This window comes from Lactobacillus sp. X-49, from assembly GCF_057063645.1.
Genome location: NZ_JBXSQM010000006.1, coordinates 15003 through 39465 on the forward strand (window position 1 = coordinate 15003; position 24463 = coordinate 39465).

29 protein-coding genes are annotated in these 24463 nt (G+C 38.2%); all 29 read left to right on the forward strand.

Going from position 1 to position 24463, the window contains the following annotated elements:
* Positions 1 to 11 precede the first annotated feature (11 nt).
* The 29 genes from ACYIAQ_RS04205 to ACYIAQ_RS04345 all read left to right on the forward strand — a co-directional run bounded on the left by ACYIAQ_RS04205 (position 12) and on the right by ACYIAQ_RS04345 (position 24071).
* Positions 12 to 785, forward strand: coding sequence for a phage antirepressor (locus ACYIAQ_RS04205; RefSeq protein WP_483562617.1), 774 nt, complete (start codon positions 12 to 14; stop codon positions 783 to 785).
* A 2-nt stretch (positions 786 to 787) separates the two neighbouring features.
* Positions 788 to 1345 (forward strand): helix-turn-helix domain-containing protein, encoded by a 558-nt coding sequence (locus tag ACYIAQ_RS04210; RefSeq protein ID WP_483562618.1) that lies wholly within the window; start codon positions 788 to 790, stop codon positions 1343 to 1345.
* Positions 1346 to 1383: 38 nt separating this feature from the next.
* On the forward strand, positions 1384 to 1866 hold the full coding sequence (locus ACYIAQ_RS04215) for an ArpU family phage packaging/lysis transcriptional regulator (RefSeq protein WP_483562619.1): 483 nt from the start codon (positions 1384 to 1386) through the stop codon (positions 1864 to 1866).
* Positions 1863 to 2312, forward strand: coding sequence for a RusA family crossover junction endodeoxyribonuclease (locus ACYIAQ_RS04220; protein WP_483562620.1), 450 nt, complete (start codon positions 1863 to 1865; stop codon positions 2310 to 2312). Before ACYIAQ_RS04215 ends, ACYIAQ_RS04220 begins: the two co-directional genes overlap by 4 nt.
* 554 nt (positions 2313 to 2866) lie before the next feature.
* Complete coding sequence (locus ACYIAQ_RS04225; RefSeq protein WP_483562621.1) at positions 2867 to 3388, forward strand: HNH endonuclease; 522 nt, start codon at positions 2867 to 2869, stop codon at positions 3386 to 3388.
* A 170-nt stretch (positions 3389 to 3558) separates the two neighbouring features.
* Positions 3559 to 4086 carry a phage terminase small subunit P27 family gene (locus ACYIAQ_RS04230; protein ID WP_483562622.1) on the forward strand — a complete coding sequence of 176 codons (528 nt, stop codon included), beginning with the start codon at positions 3559 to 3561 and terminating at the stop codon, positions 4084 to 4086.
* Positions 4073 to 5989: a terminase TerL endonuclease subunit gene (locus tag ACYIAQ_RS04235; protein WP_483562623.1), complete on the forward strand. Its 1917-nt coding sequence runs from the start codon at positions 4073 to 4075 to the stop codon at positions 5987 to 5989. The genes ACYIAQ_RS04230 and ACYIAQ_RS04235 overlap by 14 nt, the downstream gene beginning before the upstream one ends.
* Entirely contained in the window at positions 5958 to 6149 is a 192-nt protein-coding gene (locus tag ACYIAQ_RS04240; RefSeq protein ID WP_483562624.1) for a hypothetical protein, read from the forward strand. Before ACYIAQ_RS04235 ends, ACYIAQ_RS04240 begins: the two co-directional genes overlap by 32 nt.
* The gene (locus ACYIAQ_RS04245; protein WP_483562625.1) at positions 6142 to 7311 is read left to right on the forward strand and encodes a phage portal protein; all 1170 of its coding nucleotides are present in this window, start codon (positions 6142 to 6144) and stop codon (positions 7309 to 7311) included. The genes ACYIAQ_RS04240 and ACYIAQ_RS04245 overlap by 8 nt, the downstream gene beginning before the upstream one ends.
* Entirely contained in the window at positions 7292 to 9094 is a 1803-nt protein-coding gene (locus ACYIAQ_RS04250; RefSeq protein WP_483562626.1) for a phage major capsid protein, read from the forward strand. Before ACYIAQ_RS04245 ends, ACYIAQ_RS04250 begins: the two co-directional genes overlap by 20 nt.
* 68 nt (positions 9095 to 9162) lie before the next feature.
* Positions 9163 to 9468, forward strand: a complete 306-nt coding sequence (locus ACYIAQ_RS04255; RefSeq protein ID WP_287858134.1) for a head-tail connector protein — start codon at positions 9163 to 9165, stop codon at positions 9466 to 9468.
* Positions 9458 to 9799 carry a phage head closure protein gene (locus ACYIAQ_RS04260; protein ID WP_483562627.1) on the forward strand — a complete coding sequence of 114 codons (342 nt, stop codon included), beginning with the start codon at positions 9458 to 9460 and terminating at the stop codon, positions 9797 to 9799. The genes ACYIAQ_RS04255 and ACYIAQ_RS04260 overlap by 11 nt, the downstream gene beginning before the upstream one ends.
* On the forward strand, positions 9796 to 10191 hold the full coding sequence (locus ACYIAQ_RS04265) for an HK97 gp10 family phage protein (RefSeq protein ID WP_483562628.1): 396 nt from the start codon (positions 9796 to 9798) through the stop codon (positions 10189 to 10191). The genes ACYIAQ_RS04260 and ACYIAQ_RS04265 overlap by 4 nt, the downstream gene beginning before the upstream one ends.
* On the forward strand, positions 10178 to 10561 hold the full coding sequence (locus ACYIAQ_RS04270) for a DUF806 family protein (RefSeq protein ID WP_483562629.1): 384 nt from the start codon (positions 10178 to 10180) through the stop codon (positions 10559 to 10561). The genes ACYIAQ_RS04265 and ACYIAQ_RS04270 overlap by 14 nt, the downstream gene beginning before the upstream one ends.
* Positions 10558 to 11208 (forward strand): phage tail protein, encoded by a 651-nt coding sequence (locus ACYIAQ_RS04275; RefSeq protein ID WP_483562630.1) that lies wholly within the window; start codon positions 10558 to 10560, stop codon positions 11206 to 11208. The genes ACYIAQ_RS04270 and ACYIAQ_RS04275 overlap by 4 nt, the downstream gene beginning before the upstream one ends.
* Positions 11209 to 11227: 19 nt before the next feature.
* Positions 11228 to 11614, forward strand: a complete 387-nt coding sequence (locus ACYIAQ_RS04280) for a phage tail assembly chaperone (RefSeq protein ID WP_220268265.1) — start codon at positions 11228 to 11230, stop codon at positions 11612 to 11614.
* An 11-nt stretch (positions 11615 to 11625) separates the two neighbouring features.
* Entirely contained in the window at positions 11626 to 11829 is a 204-nt protein-coding gene (locus tag ACYIAQ_RS04285; protein WP_483562631.1) for a hypothetical protein, read from the forward strand.
* A gap of 18 nt (positions 11830 to 11847) precedes the next feature.
* Positions 11848 to 15927, forward strand: coding sequence for an aggregation-promoting factor C-terminal-like domain-containing protein (locus ACYIAQ_RS04290; RefSeq protein WP_483562632.1), 4080 nt, complete (start codon positions 11848 to 11850; stop codon positions 15925 to 15927).
* Positions 15917 to 16678 carry a hypothetical protein gene (locus tag ACYIAQ_RS04295; RefSeq protein ID WP_483562633.1) on the forward strand — a complete coding sequence of 254 codons (762 nt, stop codon included), beginning with the start codon at positions 15917 to 15919 and terminating at the stop codon, positions 16676 to 16678. Before ACYIAQ_RS04290 ends, ACYIAQ_RS04295 begins: the two co-directional genes overlap by 11 nt.
* Positions 16675 to 19683 carry a phage tail spike protein gene (locus ACYIAQ_RS04300; RefSeq protein ID WP_483562634.1) on the forward strand — a complete coding sequence of 1003 codons (3009 nt, stop codon included), beginning with the start codon at positions 16675 to 16677 and terminating at the stop codon, positions 19681 to 19683. The genes ACYIAQ_RS04295 and ACYIAQ_RS04300 overlap by 4 nt, the downstream gene beginning before the upstream one ends.
* Before the next feature lie 8 nt (positions 19684 to 19691).
* Positions 19692 to 19874: a hypothetical protein gene (locus ACYIAQ_RS04305; RefSeq protein ID WP_483562635.1), complete on the forward strand. Its 183-nt coding sequence runs from the start codon at positions 19692 to 19694 to the stop codon at positions 19872 to 19874.
* Positions 19840 to 20925: a BppU family phage baseplate upper protein gene (locus ACYIAQ_RS04310; protein ID WP_483562636.1), complete on the forward strand. Its 1086-nt coding sequence runs from the start codon at positions 19840 to 19842 to the stop codon at positions 20923 to 20925. Before ACYIAQ_RS04305 ends, ACYIAQ_RS04310 begins: the two co-directional genes overlap by 35 nt.
* 12 nt (positions 20926 to 20937) lie before the next feature.
* A complete protein-coding gene (locus tag ACYIAQ_RS04315) occupies positions 20938 to 21402 on the forward strand; it encodes a hypothetical protein (protein WP_483564039.1) in 465 nt (154 codons plus the stop codon).
* A complete protein-coding gene (locus ACYIAQ_RS04320; protein ID WP_483562638.1) occupies positions 21393 to 21785 on the forward strand; it encodes a hypothetical protein in 393 nt (130 codons plus the stop codon). The genes ACYIAQ_RS04315 and ACYIAQ_RS04320 overlap by 10 nt, the downstream gene beginning before the upstream one ends.
* An 80-nt stretch (positions 21786 to 21865) precedes the next feature.
* Positions 21866 to 22249, forward strand: coding sequence for a hypothetical protein (locus ACYIAQ_RS04325; protein ID WP_483562639.1), 384 nt, complete (start codon positions 21866 to 21868; stop codon positions 22247 to 22249).
* 12 nt (positions 22250 to 22261) lie between these two features.
* A complete protein-coding gene (locus ACYIAQ_RS04330) occupies positions 22262 to 22498 on the forward strand; it encodes a hypothetical protein (RefSeq protein WP_483562640.1) in 237 nt (78 codons plus the stop codon).
* A 29-nt stretch (positions 22499 to 22527) separates the two neighbouring features.
* Positions 22528 to 22944 (forward strand): phage holin, LLH family, encoded by a 417-nt coding sequence (locus tag ACYIAQ_RS04335; RefSeq protein ID WP_483562641.1) that lies wholly within the window; start codon positions 22528 to 22530, stop codon positions 22942 to 22944.
* The gene (locus tag ACYIAQ_RS04340; RefSeq protein WP_483562642.1) at positions 22944 to 23489 is read left to right on the forward strand and encodes an N-acetylmuramoyl-L-alanine amidase; all 546 of its coding nucleotides are present in this window, start codon (positions 22944 to 22946) and stop codon (positions 23487 to 23489) included. Before ACYIAQ_RS04335 ends, ACYIAQ_RS04340 begins: the two co-directional genes overlap by 1 nt.
* Before the next feature lie 396 nt (positions 23490 to 23885).
* Positions 23886 to 24071 carry a hypothetical protein gene (locus ACYIAQ_RS04345; protein WP_483562643.1) on the forward strand — a complete coding sequence of 62 codons (186 nt, stop codon included), beginning with the start codon at positions 23886 to 23888 and terminating at the stop codon, positions 24069 to 24071.
* The last annotated feature ends 392 nt before the right edge of the window (positions 24072 to 24463 follow it).

Below are 24463 nucleotides of genomic sequence, written 5' to 3' on the forward strand. Positions count from 1 at the left end.
GAGGGATGAAAATGCAGGATTTGCAAATTTTTCAGTTTGAAAATCAAGGAGTTCGGACGCTAACAATTGATGATGAGCCCTATTTCGTTGGTAAAGATGTCGCTAACATTCTTGGGTACAAAAAAGCTCGGAATGCTATTGCTAGTCACGTGGATTTTGACGACAAGAAGGACGCCCCAATTCAGGGCCCCCTTGGAGGAATGCAAAACGTCACGGTAATTAATGAATCTGGTCTATACAGCTTAATTATAAGTAGCAAGTTGCCAAGTGCTAAAAAATTCAAGCATTGGGTTACAAGCGAAGTGCTTCCGAATATTAGACGACATGGAGCTTATCTAACCGACCAGAAAGCTATTGATATTACGACCAATACAGATGGACTGGCCAATTTATTAAAACAAGCTGCTGACCAATTGGAACAAAAGGATGTTCAAATCAAAATGCTAAAGCCAAAGGCAAGATTTGCTGATACGGTTGCAGCTAGTGAGGACACAATCCTAATTGGTGACTTGGCCAAAATTTTAAAAAACAACGGCATTGACATTGGCCAGAATAGGTTGTTTGAATGGTTGCGATTGCATGGCTATTTAACTAAGCGTCATGGTAGCTCACGAAACATGCCAACACAGAAATCAATTGAGCGGAATCTTTTCAAAATTAAAGAAACAGCTATCACGCACGCTGATGGTCACATTTCTATTCAAAAAACACCAAAAGTAACTGGCACAGGTCAGCAGTATTTTGTAAAAAAATTTTTAGAGATAAAAGAAATTTTGGATGCATGAAAATGAGCAGACTGTATGAATTAAGAATTCAAAGAAAGTTAACCCTTGATGACATAGAAAGAAAAACTGGCATAAAGCGCGGTACCTATAGTAATTACGAAAATAATAAAACTGAACCTAAATTAGCAACATGGCAAAAATTGGCAGAATTTTATAAAGTTCCAATTTCCTATCTTAGAGGTGAAATTGATACTGAGCTAATAGCTAAGATTGCTAAGATGGTTTTTCTTATTGAAACAACACCTTTCTATACTGATTATGGTTTTACAAACAACTTAAATGAGAATAGTAGAATGGTCTGCAGCCTGATGTTGTTATTGATTAAACAGATTAATTTAAATTGTAACGATGAATTTAAAACTGTGATTTTGAAATCACAAAAAATACTTAACGACAAAAAATTTGAATACATTTTCAGTTCTGTAAAAAGCAAAAAGCCAGTTAGTTATGTAAAGGCTAAGCACAGTATTGAAGATATAAGTGGAATATCTGATAAGAATAATCTTAAAAGTGCAATTGAAGCTGCAAAGGCACTAATTGATTTTTTCGACAAAATATAGTAGGCAATATTAAAAAAATGTTTAGTGTACTAAGATGAATGTTTTATAAACAATTAGCAAGTGGGGATGTGGTGAATGTGCAGTTGGATAAGGTAGCAACGGCCAGCAATGTAACTGATTTCTTACATAATAATTTAGCAGAATATCTAGCCAACGCAGGGATGAATAAAGCAGACCTTAGTTCACCACAATTAAATGGGACTGGTGTCAGTCATGGCTTCGAAAATTCGGCCGAAAGCAATATGTTAAAGATTTTTGATTACGAAAATAAATGCTGGGCAATTGGATGTGCTATTAATAATTGCAGCAAAGTTAGCAGACAAATATTGCAATCAAGTATTCTCAAAGAATTAAGCGATTACGACCAAATTATGAGATTAAACTATTCTGATAGAACGTTTTATCGCAAAAAGCAAGAGGCACTTTGCGAATTTGCTACCAGAATTCAATTCTGGGCTTACAAATACAATACACATATTGCTGAACTACGTATTTATCAAGAAAAGGAAAATAAAGTTTGAAGTATAAATTTACCATTCCCGGAAAACCAAGAGGCAAGCAGCGACCACGAGCTACACGAAGCCATAGACAGTTTTATACACCAACAGAAACAAAACAATATGAAGCAATGGTTAGGTTTATAAGTTTAGAACATGCAAAGATGCTGACGGGTCCTTTACGTGTAGACATAATTGCTTACTTTCCAATTCCAAAATCATACTCTAAGGCAAAACGAAAGAGATGCCTATCAGGTGAAGAAGTACCAACAAAAAAGCCGGATAAGGATAATATTGAGAAAATAATATTAGATGGCTTAAATCCACTGTACAAGATTAATAAGTTAACCCACCATCGTGAGATGTGGACTCCAGGGTTCTACAAGGATGATAGTCAGGTTATTGCTGGCGAGACAAAAAAACTATATGGTGAACCCACAAGGGTTGAAGTCATAATTACAGAATTGTGAATGAGAGGAGATGGCAGAGTTGTGGCAGACAAGTGGCAGATACCTGGCAGACTGATGGCAGTTAAAGCATGCTAAATTGATATTGTCGAAAGATTGGGGGATGGGAAAGCTCAGTCTTTCGATACCTCCTTTCTAATATACAAGAAACACTAAACACCAATTCGCAAGTATTTTTAATAATTACTTGGCAACAGAGCTGCGGTAATGGTTGTAGCTGGGTTCGATTCTCAACACCGCAATAGACACGCGATGACCTATGTGTTACCTAATAGTTTCAACAATTAGCTGCTTAGTGAGCGTGTCAGAACGTGTGGCCACAGAATTATCTTTATTTATTAGCAGAAATACATCATGTTTGGTTACATGTGGCAAGTTGAATGGAAAGTCGAAAAATATAATATAGAGTTAAGAGTATAGGACTAAACCCTCAACTTCAGGTTCGATTCCTGGCACGTTTTAAATAAATAAAAGTCGGATTAATATCCGGCTTTTTTGTTTATAAAGAAAGGATATAAATGAAAAATCTTTACCACCATTGTGGCTATCCAAATTGCATGAACTGGGTACAAGGGCAAGACAAGTATTGCAATAAGCACCATGCTATGCGACAGGCTAGCTACGAGAAATATAAAGAAGAACGAGAACGATTAAAAAAAAGTCCATTGTACCGTGAACTATTAGACAACAGGGCTAAGGGCAAACAACGACAGTACAATCAAACTAAAAGAGATGCCGAATCTGTTAGATTCTATCGGTCAAAAGAGTGGAAACAAGTGCGTGACTATCGAATTGCTTATGATCAATACGTTTGCCAATGCTGTGGTAAAAACTATCAAGTCAATAGGTTAACAGCTGATCATATTGTCATGCGGAAGCTTTTAAAATCTCAGCAGCAGTTAGATTGGCATAACCTTTGGACGCTTTGCAACAGATGTAATGCGATTAAACAACAAATTGAGATTGATTATCAGCATAAGCAGCTTTACGGTCAGCTTAGAGAAATGACTAAAACAGATTGGCAAAAGCTAATTTTAAGAAAAGAAAATAATAAAAATACCCCCCGGCCTATTGCCTAGAAGAGAGCTATCACACAATGCTGGTCTTCGTTTTTAGAAATGTAATTTGATTTTTTTGAGGTAGGGGGGCTATAAAAAATAAGAATGTTAAAATACTAAGCATTCGAACTGCATTAGGTTTCAAAAACAGTCTTAATATTTTTAAATATTTTAATGCAAAAAAGTAGGAGGTGGTAAAAATTAGAAAAACCAAGTTAACTACTAACAAGGCAAGAGCTCCAGCTCGCCAACGGAAAAAAACCGAAAAAATGTTGGATAAAAATGGCGACTTGAATAATTTACCTACCCAACCACCTTACTACCTGAAAAGCTACGCTCGGTCGATGTGGACTAAAGTTGTACCTTTTTTAAATTCAACAAAAGTAATTAAGCAGCCAGATCGACCGCTCGTTGAAGCATTCTGTATTAACTATCAAATATTAAGAGAGAGTTATAAGTCACTTGCTGAAGATGGCGTGCAGGTAAAGATATTTACCAGTTTACAAGATAATACTGGTAAAGTTGTTGGCCATGATTTTACTGGTTATAAACCAAATCCTGCCGTAAAAGCAATTGATTCAGCTAGTGTAAAAATAAATTCACTAGGAAGCCAATTAGGACTGTCTCCTAGTGCTCGGGCGGAACTGGCTAGTCTTGATATTGATGAAGATGATACGGACGTGCAAGAGGTACTGAAAGGTGGCAATGATGAATTCTAAAAATAATCGCAAAGTAAAAGAGTTTGACTTTACTAGACGCGACACAGATTTGCTGCAGACATTTAAAACGTTGATGGACAAAGGTTATTTCAACGAAATTTTTGAAAAGTATCGCGATCCAGCAACGAGATATGCGTTTAAGGTTCTAACACTAAAACAGGTGGCTAGTTATAAAATTCAATTAGCATGTTTTAGGCATCTTAATGACTTGAAACGCAGCATTTGTGATCATGATTTTCCTTTTGAATATGACCTAAATGATTGTCACTTGATTTTAAACTTTGCAAAGCTGTGTCCTGACGTTAGCGTAAATAAGCCAGTGCCATTAATGTTATGGCAACAAGCAATTTTGTGCCTTAATCAAGGGTGGCGAACTAAAAGCGATAATCAGAAACGTTTTACATATGCTTTGATTTCGGTAGCTCGTACAAATGGCAAGACTTATTTGACCAACATTCTATTAGCTTATTCATTTCTAATCGAAAATGCTGAAGAATACAATCAGGACTATCTTTATTCAGCGCCTGTTGATAAGCAATCGATTAAAGGTTGGCGTTATATTAGACAAACCTTTCAACAACTTTCAAATACACCTGGTTTCAAAAAATTAATTAAAAATCAACGTATTGAAGTTAATGACGAAACGGTTAAAAACCGCAAGACGTTCAGTAATTTGCAACGCTTGACGGCAAATAGTGGTCAATTTGATGCGTATCACTTTTTATTGGCCATTGTTGATGAATATGGTGATCCGCATTATGCAAATGGTGCAATGGGTAAGATTACTTCTGGCCAAGTTCAAAAGGTTAACCATGAGACGCTTGCAATCTCAACTGCTTACGATAACCCAAATTGCCCAATGTTTAGGGATGAAAAAAGGTTGACGGAAGTTTTAGAAAAAGATAATTCGCGCGAAGAGGACAGGTCTTTATTAATGGTTTGGGAACAAGATGATATTGCAGAAACAGATAGACCAGAAACCTGGGTTAAATCTAATCCACTTTTGGACCTACCTTCAATGAGAGAGACATTATTAAACGGCCTCCTTGACGAAAAGGCTCACAGGTCTAGTTCTGGAGACATATATAAATTTCAAAACAGGAACCTAAACATGTGGCTTGCGACTAGTGCGAATAAATACTTGCGACTAGATGATATTCAGCAATCAATTGTCAGCGATTTTAATTTTGAGAGTCGCGACTGTTATGTTGGCTTTGATCTATCAAGGTTTAACGACGATACTGCTGTTGCTTTTGTGTTTCCATACACTGACGACAAAGATCAACGATTCTTTATTTATCAACACTCTTTCGTTCCAACCGCACATTCCCAGAAAAGCATAGTTCTGAAAAGTCAGCAAGATGGGATAGATTATGAAGCTGCTGAAAAGCAAGGCTTTGCCACAATATCAAAAAATCGTTTTGGAGAGATTGATAACGAAGTGGTCGGACAATGGTATTTAGATTTTGTTAGAGAGCATAATCTAAATATTAAAGCGTTTATTTACGATGTGCATTTGGCTGCACCATTAATTGAGTGGTTAAGTCAGCAATGCCCAGATGTGCCATTTGTGACCCTGCGACAAGGGACTTTATCACTTGATCCACCAACACGTGAACTTCGTAAAATGTTTGAAATGCGCCGAATTAGCATGTTGGATGATCCAATTATGCAATATTCGCTTATAAATGCTTCTCTTTTTGAGAATGCTTATGGCGTAAAAGTCGATAAAGAGAGCCGTTCGGCAAAAATCGATGTTGTTGACGCGATTATTGACGCAATCAGTGAGGCACAATACTGGTTTACTAACCCAGAACGTAATGAAATTGACAGCAAACAGCCCTTTGCCGGTTGGTCACAGGAGAAAATTGATGACTACTACAAAAATGATTTTAGCTTTTAAAAAAATTTTGCAATTGGCGCCCCTAACATTAGTAATTTTAGGGGCAATTTCCATGGCTTACGCTGGTTTTATTATTAATAAAGCGCTTGGCTATTTTGTAACTGGTGTTTTGCTAATAATTTTTGGAATTGTTTTTGGCTATTTGAGAGGTGGTGAGTAGAATCAATATTTTTAAACAGATAGCAAACGCTATTAAACCTAACAATAATGTTAGAAGTCAGTCCTTGCCTTCAAATAGTTTTTTTCCCAGCTTTACAATAAGTCATGGGCGGATAGTGCCCAACGTAATGGCCAATGTAACTATTGCTGAGGCGATGAAAATTCCCGAGCTTTTTAACGCTGTGAATTTAATTGCTTCAGACGTAGCTAGCTGTACTTTTGAAAATACAGCACCCTACACCGATTTGTTAACAAAACCTAGTAAGCTAATTAGCTCCTTTAATTTTTGGCAATCGGCGGTAGCGCAGATGCTTTTAACAGGTAATAGTTACCTGTTAATTCATCGTTTTCAAGATAATAAACAACCGGCTTATTTGGAACAGATACCTACAGCTAATGTTGAGCTTCTAATATTAGACGATGGCACAGATTTAATTTACAAAATTAGCTTTGATGATGATCGAAAATCAATTGAAGTTAACAGTAGCGAAATGATCCATTTGCGGTTAATTGCCACTGGCGAAGGTGACAATACACTAATGAGATTTGTAGGTATTAGTCCTTTAGACAGCTTAGTACAAACTTTAGATGTAAACCAAAACAGTGACCGACTGATTTTAAAGCAATTGCAAAAAGCTATTTTGCCGGCCAATATAATAACCTTACCGGAAGTTCAGGTAAACAAAGAAAGAAAAGCTCAAATTCGCGAAGATTTTGAGAGCCAATACACTGGTGACGGCGCAGGGTCAACAATAGTATTAGATCAATCAGCCAAGCTATCACAATTGGACATTAGCTCAGATGTTTCCAAATTTCTTAGCACAATCGATGCTAATGCTGGCCGTATTGCAACAGCCTTTGGAATACCAGCTGGTTATCTTAGTCCGAACAAGTCAGATAATCAATCTAATGTTAGTCAGATTGAGAGCTTATACATTAACAATCTAACACGATATATAGATCCAGTTGTCAGCGAGCTAAGGATGAAACTGCAGCTTCCAAATTTAGAACTTGATGTTAACAGTGCGATTGATAGGGATGGACAGATGTTAATTAATAATATTCAAAAAATAACAAGTGGGACCAATCCAATCTTGTCAGCTGATGAAGCTAAGAACCTATTGTCAAATAGAGGTGTAATAAATGAAGATGAAATTAATTAGAAAAAAAATCAGAGCAAAGCCGGAGAGTAACCTAAGCACTAGATCGTTTGCGACTGAATTAGAAGTTAGAGATCTAGACAGTGGAGGCCATGAGATTAGTGGCTATGCAATAGTGTTTAATCAACCGAGCGAAGACCTAGGTTTTATTGAATACATTACTCCCAATGCTTTAGATAAGGTTGATTTAAAACAACTGTTATTACTTTACGGCCATGATTTCAACAACATTTTAGCAAGAGTAGATTCTGGAACATTAACCACAAAGGTTGATGAAAAGGGTCTGTTTTTTAATGCAAAAATTCCCAACACAACTTTGGGAACCGATGTTTACAACAATATTGAAAATGGAAACATCAAGGGTGCGAGTTTTAGATTTGACGTAGCTGAAGATGGCGATGAGTGGAAAACCGATGAAAATGGTCAGCTAATTCATACGGTAACAAAAATTAGTAATTTGCCTGAGATAAGTTTGACACCTTATCCGGCATATTCAGAAACCAGCGTTCAAATTGAACGTTCAAAAGAAAACTATTTAAGTGAAAGAGAGAATAAACAAATGCCAAAAGATGTTTTAGACAACTTAAAAAATAAAGAAAATACAAGAGATGCTGAGACGGGCACTGAGAGCTCGCCAAAAAGTTTAAACTTGTCAACTGATGATATTCAAGCCGTAGCAAGCGCTGTAGTTTCGCTGTTAAAAACAGACAATACTAATGACGCTTCAGATGATGATAAAAAGGACCCAGAAAATGAAAATGGTTTTGACACCTCAACTGATATAGATGAGGATAATGATATTGATGATAACGAAGATGACAAAAAGCGCAGCCAGAATAGCAAGAAAACCTTTGTTCGTCAACGTCGAGTTAAAAGAGGAGCCGTTAGAGTGACTAGTTCGGAGACAGATAAAAAAGCACAGACAGCGATCCGTAGCTTTGGCCAATATGTTGAATCGCATGGTAATGTGCGCGACAATCTTACTACTAGTACAGAAGGCGAAGTTCTGATTCCGAAAGCAGTTATGGACGCTTACCAACAGCCAGAAGATTCTGATCAGCTGACTGGTCAGATTCGCAAAGTAGCTGTATCAGAACCAGCTGGTAGTTTGCCAATTATAAAAAAAGGCACCGCTAGATTCTCAACAAAGGCTGAGTTAGATAAAAACCCTGAGTTGTCCAAAATGGAAATTAGCTCGGTTGAGTACAAACTACAAACCTATGCTGGATCAATTCCTATTTCAAACGAAATGATGAGTGACTATCCTCAGATTGGTAACATTGTTTCTGATTACATTCAAACAATGAGAGCTCTGACCGAGCAGGACAAGATTGGTGCTATTCTGCAAACCGCACCAGCTAGTGTCGCAAATGATGCTGACGGTCTTAAGACAGCTGTCAATATAGGTCTGTCAAACTATAGTAAGACTTGGGTTGTTTCGGAATCAGCCTATAACTTTATTGACCTTTTAAAAGATAAACAAGGTCGTTATATGTTTAACGACAGTCTAACCTCGCCTTCTGGCAAGAGTCTGTACGGTTATGGCGTCATTGTTGTCCCAGATACAGTTTTAGGTAAAGCTGGCCAAGCACATGCATTTGTGGGTGATCTAAAGGCCTTTGTTCTAGAGCCATACAAAGATGAAGCTTCAGTTAAATGGATGGACAATGACATCTACAGCCAGAAATTAGCAGCATACATTCGTGCTGATTTTCAGAAAGCAGATGAAGATGCTGGTAAGTTCTTAACTTTAGACTCAGCAACTCCAACCGCTTCAACAAAATAATGTTTTTCAAGTCGCTTAAAAATAAACAGTAGCCTTTTGGCAGCGGCTAATTATGAGAGGGCAAGCAGATGAATGAAAGCAATCAATTAATTGATCCAAAGCAGTTGCTTGAAGAATTGCATATTGACGACACATCTGAAGAAGAGACCACAATTCGCAATCTAGTTAGTATGGCGAAGGCAATTGTGGATGAAGCTATTCAAGATATTAATAATTCTGAATTAGCTCAAGATGAATTATATATATCAGCAATTAAGACATTGGCCACTCAGTTGTATTATGACCGGACATTGTCAGAGGGCAAGGCACCAGCAGTTCAGTTATTGATCGCACATTTGCAATTCAAATATGGTGGTAGCAATCATGGCGCTTAATAACATATCAATATCGAGCCTTAATAAAAAGGCTATTTTTTGTACCACCAAAGTGGTGCATAATCCTAAAACTGGTGCTAATAATGAACAACTAGTGCCTAAGCTAACCTTATGGTGTATGCCATATACACGAACTATTGGTCAACAAGCTAGTCTTACACCTGAACAGTTGGACCAACCAATAATAGTGGTCCGACACAATCGACAGATTACGGCCCAAATGAAGGTCAAATATGATGGCATAGATTATAACATTGCCAATATATCGCCAGATGATAGTAACAAAATTATTACGTATGACTATATAATGCTGAAAAAGGTTGCCAAATGAAGTTTGAAGATTTTGCTAATCAATTTTTGGCTGAGGCTAAAAAGAAAATTCCAGACAGCAAAGACCAAGAACAAATTACACAGGCTGGTGCCGATATTCTAAAAAAAGAGATACATGATGCTGCCATGCAACACCATCATAGCAACAATTCAGAAGTTACCCACCTGGCTGATGACATTCATGTAGTTTCTGGCGATATTGCTGGAGAACATAATGGTGCATCAACAGTTGGGTTTGCCAAAAAAGGCCATATTGCACGTTTTTTAAACGATGGAACCAAATATATTAAAGGCGATCATTGGTTTGATGTTGCAGTAGAAAGAGCAAAGCCAGACGTAATAGCTGCGATGGAGAAGAAGTTTAAAGAGGTGACCAGAAATGATGCCGGTTGACATGCTGGCAAAAAATATTATTAGTATTAATTTGCCATGGATAGAACCAGCTAATGTAATTTGTACCAATATGACGGCTGATCAAAAGAATGATGTTGATAACACCATTCTTTTTTTAACTGAAGCTACAAATCAGCCAGCAAATTACTCCAATGACACAATTAAGCGTTGGCAACTTGTTGTAGAATTACAAATCTTTTGGGGTTCAGAACCTGATGTTGATAATATTCAAACAGCTGAGATTGAATTAATGAGAAAAATAATTGACCAGGGTTGGTTGGTAGAGCAGAGCTCACCACATACAACAGACCCTGATACAGGACAAATAACAAAAACACTTTATTTAATACGAAATGAGGAAATAAAATGAGTGCACATGGTATTAAAGATGTTACATTTGCATTATTGGACGATAATGGAAAATTGATTAAAGGTGCCGATGGACTAAGTGATACAGGCTTGTATTTAGCTGACAACACCGGAGAAGGTTTTACAGCCGTAAACTTCACTGGTCTAGAAACAGAAGGCACGCCACAGTTTGCTAACGATAAAATTAAGCGTACCAGTTACGGTCAATCTCAGCCAAAGGTAGCGTTAACGGCTCTTGACCTAGACAAGCACGTCCTTCTAAAGCTAAAAGGATATGTTGACGATGGCAAGGGCGGTTATATTCGTCATTTGCCGAAACCGCATGTAGCAATTCTAGTTCATAGTCGAAGCCTTGATAACAAAATTGATCTCTATGAAGGAGTTGCAAACTGCGAAGTAATTGAAGAGGCAAGCAACCACTCAACTGATACAGGATCTGAAGCAGATGCAGATACTACATTATCAGCTGATGTTTTAACGCCTATTGATAAAACGGTTTTTGCCGACCCACAAGATCCTGATACACAACAGCCTTACAAGTATTGGTTAAGCACCGACACAGGTTTTGATAAAGCAGCCATGCTTAAAGAAGTTTTTGGCGGATATTCAACCGTTAACAATACACCGTCAAATAGTTCTAATGATTAAAAGAAAAGAGTGAAGTTATATGAAAAAGATTAAGATTAACCTTAAACCGTTGGTCGGGATAGACAGGAAGATAACTGTGTTTCCTTCAATTAATTTAATGCTAGAAGCCTTAGATTTGTCGGCAACTATAGAATCACAAACTAGCGGTAATAATTTATCTAGTATGGAGGATATTAAGTCAACTAAAAAAGCTTTTACAACAATGCTTGATTTTATTCAAAAAGTTCTCAATCTATCTGATAAAGAGATGGAATATTTCAAAAATCATAGCACGCCAGAAAAAGTGGGCGATGTTTTAGGCAGAATTGTGATGGTAATCCGAGGAACTGACCCAGAAACAGTTGAAAAAGTTGCTAAAAAACATGAATTACAACAAAAGGCAATGTCAAAAGACCCAAAAAAATAGCTGAGCTTGCTTTGCAGCAGAAAAAGGCTCTGATTCAGTTAAAAGATGAACGTGAAGATTTGCTTTATTTGATTAAAATGTTACTGGCTGAAGGTGCTATGCCCTCAGAGGTTGGTAAGCAAAATTACTATGACTTTTTTGAAGTCCTAAAAGCTCGGCCTAAGGATAAGCGGCCAGAATTAATTGATCCAATAGATGCAGTTGTACATTTGTAGAGAGAGGAGTGATGACAGATGATTGAATTACAACATGATATGGCGTCACAGGTCTCGTTAGATGTTGACAAAGCTGTCAAAAGTTTTAAAACTCTTACAAGTGCGGTAACTGCTAGTACATCTGAATGGAAAGCTAATGAGGCAGCTGCTAAACGTAATGGCGATAGTCAGAAAGCGCAGCAAATTAAAATTGAAGGCTTGTCCAAGTCTATCAATTTGCAAAAAGAAAAGTTGGAGGACTTAAAGAAACAGCAAGCAGCTGTAGACACTTCAACTGAGAAAGGCACAAAACGCTATTACGACCTAACTAATCAGATTACCAAGACCAATGCCCAAATAAATAAGCAGTCTGATCAGTTAAGTAAAGCTAAGTCAGGGATGACTTACTATACTAGCGGACTGGCAGACCTACAAAAAGGCTATAAGCAAGCCACACAGCTGTCTCAATCTTACATTTCACGACTAGAAGCTGAAGGTAAGACTGAGGAAGCTAACCGAGTAAAATTAGATAGCTATCGTAATTCAGTTGATCACTTAACTAAGCAGTTATCTATCCAAGAGTCAGAACTGTCTAAAGTTGCAAGTGCAAGCGGAAAAAATTCCGAAGCTTATCAACAACAGCAAATTCGTGTTAATAAAACTGCAACTAGTTTGGCCAACGCCAAAACGCAATTAAACGACTTCTCCGCAAGCCTTGAAAAACCACGTCCAATGGGCTTTTTTACTAAAATCAAGGCTCAGTTGCATGGGACAGACGCTGCTGCTAAGGAAACTAAAACAAGCATTAGCGACATTGTAAAAGGCTCTGCAATAGGCACAGGGATCACTAATATCCTTGGCGGTCTCAGTTCAGGTCTAATGGACGCAGCTAAGCAGGGCTTTAATCTGGCTAAGTCTGGTAAAGAAATTAGTGAAAACTGGGAACACATTGGTGTTGCTAAAAAAGGTGTCAAAGAGTTAACTGGCCAAATTGGCGAAATACGTGGCGTCAGCAATGCAAGCGGTGCTGCAATTACTAAACTGCAGACGGGTCTCTATGGTTTAACTAGTGGCAATATTAAGCAAACCAAAGCACTTACTAATGAGCTGTATGCTTTTGGTAAGGCTGGCGGTGCTAGTGAAGATCAAATTGTACAGGTTGGTGGTAAACTAACCCGTATTTTTTCAGTTGCAAAAGTTAACTTAGGAGCATTTAATAAGACGTTCGCAACTATGCCCGGTCTAAAGGTAGCAATACAAAAAGCAAGTGGTATGACCAAGTCAGCATTTAACGAAGCATTGAGCACCGGAAAAATCTCCGGCGATCAAATGAAAAAGTACATGCTAGAAGCCGCAAATGGTAGTGGCAAAGCATGGGAAAAATTCGGTGAAACAACCGAAGGCAAAATTGCCAAAACCAAGGGTACCTGGACAAACTTTACAGCTGCAGTCATGAAGCCCTTAGCTAATACCGCATTAGATGGCCTGAGCAAAGGCTTGGATCGAATAATTGGCAAAAACGGCAAGCTAAATGAAACCGGAAAGCATATCCAATCTATTGCAGGAGAACTTTCTAAAAACGTCGGTAAGAGCTTAATTAATGCCATTAACTTTATTGCCACGCATACAAACGCTGTAAAAGCAATGGGTGTTGCATTTGTAACATACTTTGCCGTGTCTAAATTTACGGCAATGGCCACCACACTTTTCTCATTTGTAACTGAAATCAAAAAAGTTATTACAGCAATTAAAGAATGGACTGTTGTTCAGAAACTGTTAGATGTTGTAATGAGTGCTAATCCAATTGGTATTACAGTTGCAGCAGTTGCAGCATTGGCAGCAGGCTTTGTCATATTATACAAAAACTGCAAGCCATTTCGAACCTTCATTAATGGGATTGGTAAACAGATTCAGAAAGCATTCTCTGGAGTACCAGCTGTAATTAACAAAGTCATCAAGTGGTTTTCAAAATTACTTAGCAGCGTTAAATCATCGTTTAATAAAATTATAAAAAGTATTAAAAATGCTTGGAAGTCGGTGACTAAAGGATTTAATTCATTTAAATCTAGCTTTAAGAAAAATTGGGATAAATTTTGGGATAAAATTCATGATTCTGTAAAAAAAGATTGGAATAAAATGCTGACTGCATTTAAGACTTGGGGTAAAAACATAAATGCCTTCTTAAATACTTTTAGTAAAGACTTTAAAAAAGTATGGACTGGTTTGTGGTCCGGTGTTAAGTCAATCTTTAATAAAGCATGGTCGGGGATTAAAAGACTCGGTCATAGTGCAATGAATGGATTAATTGATATTGTAAATGGCGGTATTAGTGCCGTTAACAACGTTATTCATGCTTTTGGCGGTGGGAAGCAAACTATAAAATTGCTTGGCCACGTCAAGTTGGCTAATGGTACTGATTCGTTTCTCAAATCTTTAAGTAATCCAATTACAAAGCCAGTAATTGCTACGCTTAATGACGGCAATGATAGCCCACAGACTGGCAACAAAGAGATGCTGATTGATGACAAAGGCAATGCTGGTATTGTGCAGGGGCAAAATACAAAAGCACTATTGTGGCCAGGGATGCACGTTATTAACGCTCATGAAACTGCCATGCTTATGGGTCTTAGGGGAGTACAGCATTTTGCTAAGGGAACCGATTCAATTTTTGACCAAATTAGCAATACAGTTGGTGGCTTTGTCAATGGGATTGGTAATTGGGTTACAAAAACCGCTGGAAATTTAAAAAAATATTTTGATTTAGCAACAAAAATAGTAAGCCACCCAATTAAGTATGTAGAGAGTCTCTTTAAATGGACAGACTCAAAAGGCATTGGCGGTGCAATGACAGACCTGACCCACGGAGCTTTTAACAAGGCTCAAGACTCAGCAAAGAGCTGGTGGTCTGCACTGTGGCAAATGGCTGGCGGTGACCTTAATGGGTCAAGCTCGAAACTATTAGAATTAGTAGAAAAATACGGAGAAGGCCACAAGTATGTATGGGGTGCTGCCGGACCCTCTACATTCGATTGTTCTGGTCTTGTCATGTATGCTTTAAAAAAGGGCTTTGGCATAAGTTATCCACACTTTAGTGGTAGCCAATATTCTAAAACACAGCATATTAGCAAAGCACAAGCCAAAAGTGGTGACTTGGTATTCTGGGGTGAGGGAGGTAACGAACACGTTGGTGTATATGCTGGCGGTAATCGTTACTTCAGTGCCCAATCGCCTTCACAAGGTATCCATATGAACACCTTAGATTCAGTAGTCGGCTACGGTGCGCCTAAATTTGGGCGTGTTAAGGGTCTAAAACAGGATAGTGGAGTTGAAACTCATGCAACTAGTGATTTGCAGAGATATATCAAAAATCAAGTCGGTAAAGGCTTCTTTAGTTTTATCAGCAAATTAGGTTCAATGTTTGGTGGCGGAGAGCTTGGCGGTGGCCAACCTAGTGGTTCACACAAAAATTGGTTAGCTGAAGCAGGTTTTAAACCAAGTGATTTTGGATATATTAGCTATATCGTGGATCATGAATCCGGCTGGAATCCGAGAGCACAGAACCCCAATTCGCCAGCTTACGGTATACCGCAATCATTACCGGGTAATAAAATGGCAGCTGCTGGTAGTGACTGGCGCACCAACCCAATTACCCAATTACGCTGGATGAAGAGCTATGTAAATGAACAATATGGTGGAGCTAGACAAGCTTATCAATTCTGGCTAAAAAATCATGCGTATGCTAATGGAGGCTTAGTAAGTAACTTTGGTCTTTACCCGGTTGCCGAACAGAATAAACCAGAGATGATTATTCCGCTGGATCTCAGTAAACGTAATCGGGCAACGCAGTTGCTTGACGAAACGACCAAGATTGTTAAGGGAAGCGACAATTCTATTGAGTCCGAAAATATCAGTAATTTGCTGAAAGTAATTATTGCTTTATTGGGGACAATAGGCGATAAAGATCGATTCAATAAGGTTGTTGAATTGATGCAGCTACAAGCGCAAAATCCAGTCAAAGTTGACACTAAAGTTAGCCTTGATGGTAAGACACTTGCAAGACAACTAGAGAAATATCAAGTAAGAAGACAGCAAGGAGGTCAAGCACACTATGCGTTCTAATCAGAAAGGGCAGATTATATACCATAATCGGTCGAGTGCCGATTTTGGCATCTATTGTCAAACTCCTATTACCATTCCGACGCCACAGCTTGATGTTACTGCTACGCATATTAATGGTAGAAACGGCGATTTGCTGCAGTCTTACGATTCGTTTAAAAATATCGACCTAATCCTTAATGTGACAATTTTTAAGCCAAGACAATACACCAGTTTATATCAGCTAAAAAACGAAATAGTCGATTGGCTAACTGGTTTTGATTACGATTACTTAAAATTTAGCGATAATCCTGATTGGGTTTTCGAAGCGATTGTAAGTACAGCACCTAGCTTGTCACCGTTGGTTGAAGAAGCACTTGAAAAAGAATATACGGGGCAAATTGCATTTAATTGCAAGCCGTTGATGCTAAAAACACCAAGCATTCATTGGCAAACAGTCCCCAGTGTGGTCTACAACACCGAAATTATGCCGGCTATTCCTGATTGGCACATAGTAGGCACGGGAAACTTCAAGTTAACGGTTAATGGGTTAGATTATCAATTTGGCAACGTTCAAAAAGAAGTGTATGTAGATGGTGACAACTGTCAGGCCTACACTTTCAATGGTAATGGCGAGAAAATTGGTCTTAATTCTGATATTCAGTGGGAAAACAACGATGCACCAATACTCAATCCCGGCAAGAACACAATTAGCTTAACTGGTGATACGGTAACTAAGTTCTATTACAAACCAAATTTTAGGAGGTTAGCATGACGAAATATTTACGTTATCCAATTTTGTATAAAAACGCTAGTGACAGCAATGTTAACAATGGTATTGGTGCCTTATCTGATGCAACTAAGACCGAAATAGTGTGTGCTGCTAACGCAATTCAGACACTGTCAATGGAATACCGAGTTGATGGTGTTTATGCAAAAGATATTGAGGCAGGAGAAGTAATCATGGCGGATGCTTCTCCTATTTTATTGCGACAAAAATTTCGAATTCAAGAAGTTAATAAAACACTTGATAGTATTACGGTTCAAGCAGTTGGGATAGCTTCAGATTTTACCAATAGAGTAATCACAAAAGATATTAGCTTGCCAAATATGTCGGCTAATCAATGCTTTCAGGAACTTCAGAATGCGATGCCCCCCTTGGAAAGCATTCCGGGGGTAGAATTTACGACTGATATTGCAGACTTGGCTAATATCAATTACACCGTTGATCAGAACTCAGATATGAGTGCTATTTTGATTGGTGCCGATGCTGAAGGCGATGAAGCCACACAATCGATGCAAGCTTTGTATAAAGGTAATTGGGTCTTTAACAACTATCATTTTTCATTACTAAAAAATCCTGGTAAATACACTGGCGAAGTAATAAAACATGGTCGTGATATGGGCAGCTTAGAAAGCACTGACAATATTACTCAGTTATTTACGGGTATATTTCCTTATGCGAAATACACCCCGACACCTAAGACACCACTACCAACTGACATGACTCAAGCGGGTAATGAGCTAGACGGAACAGGCACAGTCCAATACCTGGGGGCTGGGGATTTAACCACTTACGACAGTCCATACCCTGGTCACAACGTTGTGGGGTCAGTTAAGAATGGGCAACATTTACAATTAGTAAGAAAAATTGATGGCAGCAGCGATCCAGAACCAATGAATGGTAATGATTGGTACATGCTATCTGATAGTTCTTGGGTTGATGGCAATTTCATCACTTTTGACAAGAGCGGTGATTATGTTGTTAATGCCGGTAATGGTCAAGGACACACCTCGACTGGTTCTGACTCTAAAGGTATCATTTATAGCGAAAGTGGAACTGCTACAGTTGCTATTGATGTAATTCATGCCTATAAATCACCATTTAAGGGTAGTGATCATTACCGTTTGGGTTTCACATTTAAAGAAGGTACCAGAATTAATTACAAGCATATTGCTATTGATGATAATGGTATGAAGTGGTATGAAGTTGGGTATGATGAGTGGGTTTATGGTCCTCACCTAAGCTTTAGTAAAAAAGGTGACATGGTATATTTACCAGCATCCGGCAAAACCTATGTTAAAAAAGGCTCTAGTTGTTATGATTTTCCAAATAAATCGAATAAAAGGAGAATTACCGAAGGATATTATTCAATTTTAGGTCAAGCAACAGTTGGTAATGATATTTTTTATAAGTTGGCATCTAATAAATGGGTTGAAGCTTCTAGTTGCGATTTTAATCATAAAAAAACCACTAAACCTAAAAAACCAAAGGATTACGTTAGTCATGAAGTAAGTAATACTGGTCAAATTGAGTTACATGACAAACCAGGTGGTACCGTAATTAGCTATACTATACCGGCTCATCAGCAAGTGCAAGTTACTGCTACAGCAGACGTGCAAGGCGAAAGCTGGAGTCAGGTGACGTGGCAAGGCCATACAGGCTGGATTTTAAGTTCCAGTCTGGACTACTCAGCTGATACTGATGTAGAACCCAATTGGGGAGCTGGCAATAGTGGTAGTGATGACGATGTAGATGATCAACCACAGCAGGAAATATATGTTACTTTGCCAGACAGCATCGTTTATGCCGATAACCAACTGGGAAAGGAATTCCAACGTATTAAACCGGTTGATTTAAGTCAATACTGGACACCGAACAATGACAACGATACCGGAGCACCAACGGCAGATGATATTACGCAATTGCAAAGTTTGGCTGAGGCTTACATGAAAGAATATCGAATTGGCCAACCTGATCCTACGTGTACTTTGACAGAAAAAGAAGTTGGTAAAATTGAGCAAGCTAATCTTTACGACACAGTTGGTGTTGATTATGAAAACCTAGGCGTCAGAATTACAGCCAGAGTGATTAGTACGACATTTGATGCGTTAGGCCACCAATACGTGTCGAAAACGATTGGAAGTTTACCGATTAGTTATGAACATTTACTCCTACAAACGGCTAATAGCAATGCAAATGCAAAATTTGGTAGAGCAAATCACAAAATTGATGCAGAACGTGACCTGGTCACGCAAATCCATCAAGCCCTTAAAAAAGAAGGTGCTGACCGTTTAAGCGCCGAAAAAAACATTGCCAAAAATATTGGCATAATTACCGATGATTTTAATGGTTTAAAGGGCCGTGTTGATGAATTTGACCAGGACTTGGTTAATATCAATGGTAAATTTAATGACGTGCAAAGCTGGATTGAGTCGGGCGGCTCTGCAGTTCTGCAATTTGTGGATGCAACCGGAACTCAGACGTATAAAAATCCAACTGAAATCAGAGCACTAAACAGCGACGGTTCTTATATGCGTTTTAACAGCAATGGTCTGGAATATGTCAATTCATACGGTTATGCGGACGCTGCTATAGATAGCCGCGGAAATATTATTGCTTCACATCTAACAGCCGATACAGTCGAAGCTTTAAATGTTAGAGCATTTCAGCTTGAGGGTGCCTTGTATTCGAAAACACCAGATGGAAGTATGGCAGTATATGTAGGTACGAATAGCCCGGGCCAACTTTACCCAATGAATGGAGGTCATGCGATCTGGGTTAAGTCAGACAACTACATTTCTATGCTGTCTTCCGGACAAGTTGAAATTAGTGATGGAAGTCATGTGACTAGTATAGGACCTAACACTGGGTCAATTAGTGATAGCACAATTGTCACGGCGGAAAATATTAGAACTTATGCTGGGCCGTACTACACGACTAATTCAGAAGTTCGTTCGATAGTTAGAGATATGGTACCGGCTAAATATAGAAATTAGGTGAAATAATGAATGATGAAATTGCCAGTATTCTGGCAAGCAATATTGCCAACCAGGCTTTGACGATTGCTAAACTGCAAAGTGAAAATAATCAACTAAAAAAGCTGCTAGTTAAGGCTAATGATCAATTAGAAAATGATAAGGAGGCGAAAGCCGATGAGCATACCGAACCTGACGCTACAGACCGATAAAAACACAACATCGGTTGATGTTGACCGAATTACTATTCGGCAATCTGAAAGTGGCTTGGTATTAACTGCAAACCTGGTTACAGCAACTGGTGCAGCCTACAATCTTACTGATTGTCAAATTGCCTTTGGTGAAAATAAAGACGGCGGCAAAATGGTTGCTGATGACAGTGTTGAAATAGTAGATGCAGCCGCAGGGACAATTAAATATAAGTTAAATACAGTCGTATACCAGGAGAGTGGGGATGCATGGTTCGAGATTACTGACAGCACTAACAAGCTGATTGATACGACTACCAACTTCCACATTGAGGTGGTAAAACAGGCTGATTTGCCAGTGGACAATGAAAACTACTGGTCTAAAGCTGAGGCAATGTTAACGCATGTTGAATCTATCGTTAAAAAAGCTGAAAGCGATATTGATCAATTTAAAACCGATAAAGAGAGTAGCTTCAATCAGTCAATTTCTGCATTTCAAAAAATACTGGCAAGCTATGACGATAAAATAGCAGCCATTAAAGCCGATGCTGAAGCTGAATTTGATAAACAGCGAGAAGACTTAAAGACAGAATTTATACAATTTGAAGCAAATCTAAAAGTCGATTTAACTAATCACTTAACAGATATTATTAATAAAATCAACACATTGCAGAATACTACTTTGCCAGAATTAGACAGTAAAGCTGATAAAATTACTCAAAAGTTAGATCAGTTAAAACTTGATTTTAACAATATCGACTTTAGCGATTTTGTCACTAAAAATGACTGGCAGACGTTAACCACCAAAGTCAACGGGATGTATGACAATGCGACTATTGATGAAAAACTAAAAAATGCTGGTCGTGTTGCTACCGTTAACGGCATCAAGCCCGATAGTAATGGAAATATATCAATTGCGATGCCAGATATTACACAAAACACTAGCGATATTAGCGATTTAAAAAATGAATACGCTGAACTCAGAGACCGGGAAATAGTCCATCCGTGTGACGATTTAGCAACGGGGACAGCCTACTCTAAAGCTCATCCAAATGTGATCGTTGGTACACCTTAAAGGAGTGATCGAATGCTACTAAATGGAAAAGAAGTTAACAATCTCATTATTGGGGGTAAAGTTTATTCAAGTGGAATACCAATATACAAATTTGAAAAAGGTGATGTTTTAACTGATACTGACTGGTATGAATTGACGTCTACTTCTGGGGAATCCGATTGGTTTTTCTTTAAGTTGCGGCGAGCAGGTTTTACAAAAACAACGATTAAGTGGGAACACGCAGTATCGATTCCCGCTTTTTTGGTTTATAAAAATGAAAAATATGCTTTGCTAAATGGCGTTTTACAATGCGACTATGCTACTGGACGTACGGACTTTTCAGAGGGCGCATTTTGGGTTAAGTGGAGTGATATCACAGCTCAACTCGGCGAAGGCAAAATAGTCGGCACAATCCCAACTGGGGGGGTATATAGGGCTTCTATTTACCTTAAACTATATCATCAGTTCAGTGTGGAGGAGGTGCCTTCATGCTGTTAAATGGTAAGGAAATGAATAACCTAATTATTGGGGGAGAAAGATTCAGAAAGCTAAGCAATTGCTATTATGTCCCACAAGGGGCTAGTTATCATGCACTAAACATGAATGCCACACTGGGCGGTTTTAGAGTTGTACGCAACACTGATGATAGTGGAAACTATATCATGGCTAAAGAATATTCTTTTACACTAGCTTCAGGAACTGTATATCAAGGCACGGTTGATCAACTTTGCACACTTTATGGGGGTAAATTAGTTGATCAGTATAACGATTTGGATAGAGCGAAAACATACTATGTGCTGAGTTGCTTAGCTGGTTATGGTCAATATCTTCAGCTATTTGAAATTGACCCAGAAAACTATTTAATTACACGATACATTTAAAAATAAGGAGAGTTAAAAAATGGAAATATACTACTACAGACCACATCCTGATAACTATCGAGAAATTATGGGTAAAGATTATGTGGCAACGACTGCTAAATAATGTTAACAATAATTTCGAACAAACGCTAGCAGGTATATCAATTATTGCAATTGGTGCATCCCTCTGGTTTGACCGAAATTATTTTTTTTGGCCACCTGAATTAGTGAAAACTTTAAATGACCAGCGGCTAGATATTACTATTTTGGCGTTGGGCCTAGGGCTGCTTTTATTTGCTTTAACAGGCAATAAAAGCAAGTCCTGGCAGCATGTATTATTAATCCTATGTGGGTCTGTTATTTGCATGCTTGCATTAACACAAATGGTGCATGCCGTCTTTACCGGGCAAATGGCAATGGCCCACACAGTTATCGGCGATTTTATTATTTTCGCACTGATTGTCAGGTCGGCATACAAGAGTTAAGGAGGTGGCAATTTGCAAAGTTGGTCAAACATGATTCAGGTGCTTGGCGTCTTTGTCGGAGCGATTGCCACTGCCTTAGCGGTGTCACACAAGACACACAGAGCAGACTACGATGCAATTATTGAGGCTTTGAAAAACGAGCGGGACGATTTTCGGGAGTATTACCACATTGAGAGGGATCGCCGACTTAAGGTAGAGAAAGAAAACGAAAATCTAAAAAAGAAACTAGAAAAAATAAAAGGGCACTAGGTTGGTGCTCTTTTTTGATGGAGGAAAATATGAACATTAAAGAAATGCTAGACATGGGTTACTACGCTTTGATTGTACTGGCAATTATTGCCTACTCGGCAGTTAAGCTCTACAGTCTTAACCATACCATTAAGAACAAGTGGATTGCCCAGATTCCAGACCTGGCAGCGGCCTTTGTCCATGAGGCAGAAACCACTGGCAGTGACGGTACCAAGAAGATGGACATTGTCATTACGAGCGTCTGCAATATCCTGCGGAATCACAAGATCAACATTACGCCAGAGATCGAAGAAGCAATTAGGGCGTTTGCCGAAAAAGAAGTGGCCAAACTCAATAATGAAAAACTGAAACAAGCTACTGGATTAACTTTTTTAGCGAACGGTAAGTCAGTAGCAAATATTAACTCTAATGGAGAGATAACTACAGATAAGGAAGCGGCTAAATAATGAAACGTAAATATAAATACGCACTCAGTGCTAATGAAGGTAGTTCACACGTTGCTAGTAAAAACTTTATTGTGGCCCACTCAACAGCGACACCTAATGGGGAGGCGTGGGCGGTAGCACACAACATGAAAACAGGAATCCATGCCAGTCAAACCTATGTTCATCTAGTGATAGACGATAAAAACATTTACCAGGTCGGTTCACTGGGCTATGACGCCTGGGGCGCAGGTATGCCGGCTAACAGTATGGCCCCAGTACAGATTGAGCTGTGCGAGTTTACCAACCACAAGCGGGCAATGAAGGCCTATAAGCACTATGTTAACTGGCTGAGGTGGGCCGCTAAAAAGTATAATATTCCGCTGACACTTGACGATGGCAAGCCTAAAGGTATTAAAACTCACGCTTGGTTAGTTCAGCATGGGTACAGTAATACCAATCACACTGACCCGTGGGGGTACTTATCTAAGCTAGGTATTACTAAGGCAAAGTTCGCTAAAGACTTAAAGAAAGGTTTTAGTGGGCTAAACATAAAACTGACGAAGTAAAATAGCAAAAACAGCTATTTTTGCAAATTACATAGCAAAATTGGCTATGAACATGCCGAAAAAGCGTTTTTTTGAAAAATATAAATAAGCACTCTAGGGTATTCCTAGGGTGCTTATTTTTTTTTGCAAAAAAATTAAATTAATTATCAATATAGTTTACAATGTACGCTCTATAGTGTATTATATATGTAAGGAGGTGAGGGCCAAGCCCATCTTTGTTGCATTCTAAAGTAAGTATAATAGGAAAAGGAAAATAGCAATGAACAAAGTATATAATTTTAAAAAACAAAAAGGCAACTGGACAATCAAGACAAAAATAGACTTGAGGCCCAAAACGATCATTAAAACAGTTATAATTGCGGTAGTAATAATTATAGCGATTGTAGGGGTGATCAAATGGGCAAATTAAGTGAAGCGCGAGAAAAAGCCAATCGAAAGTGGGATAGCAAAAATAAAGAGCGCAAGCGCTATTTAAATAAACGCTCAACTGCTAAAAATTTTATTTTAAAAAACGCCACTGAAGAAGACCTAGACACCATGCAAGAATACATTGAGCAACGTAGAGCAGAACTGAAAAAATAGTAAGGTATCCAAAAAGGTATCCAAGTTCATCTGCTTTAATTTATTTAAAGGCATTAAATACCTTTAAACCAATTTTTTTACACAATAATTTATATAAAAAGTTATAATTAACGCCTGTACTCTCCTTAAATACTTTTATAAAGCTTGTGATATCTAGGATTACAAGCTTTTTTGTTACTTTCGCACGGTAAAAAAGGAATAAAAGAAATAATTTAACCTTTAAAAAGATCATTATTGTTAAATATTCAATTTGCTGATTGAGATAGCAGCGTTATTTTGGGTATTAATGTAGAAAGAGCTCGGTTTCACACTAAATTATACTAGTATATATAATTATATTTTGATAATTAATTTGCATAATAGGTTTACTTAATGATCAATAGTCATTATAA

What these genes read in the sequence shown, in the direction of transcription:
- ACYIAQ_RS04295 (WP_483562633.1), top strand. Translation starts at nt 15,917, where the DNA reads ATGCGTTCTAATCAGAAAGGGCAGATTATATACCATAATCGGTCGAGT.
- ACYIAQ_RS04215 (WP_483562619.1), top strand. Translation starts at nt 1,384, where the DNA reads ATGTTTTATAAACAATTAGCAAGTGGGGATGTGGTGAATGTGCAGTTG.
- ACYIAQ_RS04300 (WP_483562634.1), top strand. Translation starts at nt 16,675, where the DNA reads ATGACGAAATATTTACGTTATCCAATTTTGTATAAAAACGCTAGTGAC.
- ACYIAQ_RS04270 (WP_483562629.1), top strand. Translation starts at nt 10,178, where the DNA reads ATGATGCCGGTTGACATGCTGGCAAAAAATATTATTAGTATTAATTTG.
- ACYIAQ_RS04275 (WP_483562630.1), top strand. Translation starts at nt 10,558, where the DNA reads ATGAGTGCACATGGTATTAAAGATGTTACATTTGCATTATTGGACGAT.
- ACYIAQ_RS04310 (WP_483562636.1), top strand. Translation starts at nt 19,840, where the DNA reads ATGAGCATACCGAACCTGACGCTACAGACCGATAAAAACACAACATCG.
- ACYIAQ_RS04265 (WP_483562628.1), top strand. Translation starts at nt 9,796, where the DNA reads ATGAAGTTTGAAGATTTTGCTAATCAATTTTTGGCTGAGGCTAAAAAG.
- ACYIAQ_RS04225 (WP_483562621.1), top strand. Translation starts at nt 2,867, where the DNA reads ATGAACTGGGTACAAGGGCAAGACAAGTATTGCAATAAGCACCATGCT.
- ACYIAQ_RS04250 (WP_483562626.1), top strand. Translation starts at nt 7,292, where the DNA reads ATGAAGATGAAATTAATTAGAAAAAAAATCAGAGCAAAGCCGGAGAGT.
- ACYIAQ_RS04205 (WP_483562617.1), top strand. Translation starts at nt 12, where the DNA reads ATGCAGGATTTGCAAATTTTTCAGTTTGAAAATCAAGGAGTTCGGACG.
- ACYIAQ_RS04210 (WP_483562618.1), top strand. Translation starts at nt 788, where the DNA reads ATGAGCAGACTGTATGAATTAAGAATTCAAAGAAAGTTAACCCTTGAT.
- ACYIAQ_RS04320 (WP_483562638.1), top strand. Translation starts at nt 21,393, where the DNA reads ATGCTGTTAAATGGTAAGGAAATGAATAACCTAATTATTGGGGGAGAA.
- ACYIAQ_RS04335 (WP_483562641.1), top strand. Translation starts at nt 22,528, where the DNA reads ATGAACATTAAAGAAATGCTAGACATGGGTTACTACGCTTTGATTGTA.
- ACYIAQ_RS04280 (WP_220268265.1), top strand. Translation starts at nt 11,228, where the DNA reads ATGAAAAAGATTAAGATTAACCTTAAACCGTTGGTCGGGATAGACAGG.
- ACYIAQ_RS04345 (WP_483562643.1), top strand. Translation starts at nt 23,886, where the DNA reads ATGGGCAAATTAAGTGAAGCGCGAGAAAAAGCCAATCGAAAGTGGGAT.
- ACYIAQ_RS04235 (WP_483562623.1), top strand. Translation starts at nt 4,073, where the DNA reads ATGATGAATTCTAAAAATAATCGCAAAGTAAAAGAGTTTGACTTTACT.
- ACYIAQ_RS04305 (WP_483562635.1), top strand. Translation starts at nt 19,692, where the DNA reads ATGAATGATGAAATTGCCAGTATTCTGGCAAGCAATATTGCCAACCAG.
- ACYIAQ_RS04340 (WP_483562642.1), top strand. Translation starts at nt 22,944, where the DNA reads ATGAAACGTAAATATAAATACGCACTCAGTGCTAATGAAGGTAGTTCA.
- ACYIAQ_RS04290 (WP_483562632.1), top strand. Translation starts at nt 11,848, where the DNA reads ATGATTGAATTACAACATGATATGGCGTCACAGGTCTCGTTAGATGTT.
- ACYIAQ_RS04240 (WP_483562624.1), top strand. Translation starts at nt 5,958, where the DNA reads ATGACTACTACAAAAATGATTTTAGCTTTTAAAAAAATTTTGCAATTG.
- ACYIAQ_RS04260 (WP_483562627.1), top strand. Translation starts at nt 9,458, where the DNA reads ATGGCGCTTAATAACATATCAATATCGAGCCTTAATAAAAAGGCTATT.
- ACYIAQ_RS04325 (WP_483562639.1), top strand. Translation starts at nt 21,866, where the DNA reads ATGTGGCAACGACTGCTAAATAATGTTAACAATAATTTCGAACAAACG.
- ACYIAQ_RS04255 (WP_287858134.1), top strand. Translation starts at nt 9,163, where the DNA reads ATGAATGAAAGCAATCAATTAATTGATCCAAAGCAGTTGCTTGAAGAA.
- ACYIAQ_RS04315 (WP_483564039.1), top strand. Translation starts at nt 20,938, where the DNA reads ATGCTACTAAATGGAAAAGAAGTTAACAATCTCATTATTGGGGGTAAA.